Consider the following 790-nt stretch of genomic DNA (forward strand, 5'->3'; position numbering starts at 1 on the left):
GATCTTCCGGCGTGGGCAAAAACCAATGTCGCGCGCACCACCCAGGGAGCAGGCCGCATGATAAATCTCCTGTCATCGATCCCCTTTTACAGAATGGCACCGGCTGCTCCCTGCAAAACCCGGCCAGGCTGGATTGTGCCTGCCGTCACCGGTCAGGCCCCTCGGGTGCATTTGCCCCCAGTCCCTCCGTGCTGTTGGAGCAATCAAAAGGCGGATCGGTCGCCAGCCACGCTATCAGCCGCACCCAAATCCAATGGTTGCCCCAAGCGTCCGCGCACTTTCCCCATAGCCTGATCCAAGACCCCCGCGGCTTCCTCCTTCCGAGGTTTGTCAACGCGGGCCGCCACCGCAGGATGGCCACCGGTGCGCCGCGGCCCGCATCGAAAAACCTTCAGGATTCCGGACTTTCGCTGCAATCTAAACCAATGTCGGCTTTACGCAGGAAGCTGAAGCTGCCGACCCCAAAACTGCATCCAGCAACACTCTTTCCGAAGCAGGCCTGAAAGGCACCGCTAGCGGGCGAGAAGCCTGATCTGACCGATGGTAAATCCCGCCCGAATGTGGCTATGGTTGAAGGCCGGAACAACAGAACCAGTAAATTACCAAGTCAAATCACTGAGGCGAACGGATGAAGATCGAAGTTGCATGCAGAGCAGACGACAGTACCAAAGCAAAAGGCGACTTACTGGAAGGTTTAGCGACCGACCTTCTCTCGGCTCAAAGCTTCAAAGTAATTAAAGAAATTCGTGTTACAGGAGCTGAACTCGATCTCCTTTGTAAGCACGAGGTC

Annotated in this window: 1 protein-coding gene; it reads left to right on the forward strand. The window is 56.6% G+C overall.

Translation table 11 applies throughout. The features are described from left to right. Window positions 1–503: hypothetical protein (locus BFV97_RS18965; protein ID WP_216635976.1), on the forward strand; the 503-nt coding region annotated here is incomplete at its 5' end. Window positions 504–790 lie beyond the last annotated feature (287 nt).

Origin of the sequence: Neptunicoccus sediminis, from assembly GCF_001719615.1 — a bacterium.
Lineage (GTDB): Bacteria > Pseudomonadota > Alphaproteobacteria > Rhodobacterales > Rhodobacteraceae > Amylibacter > Amylibacter sediminis.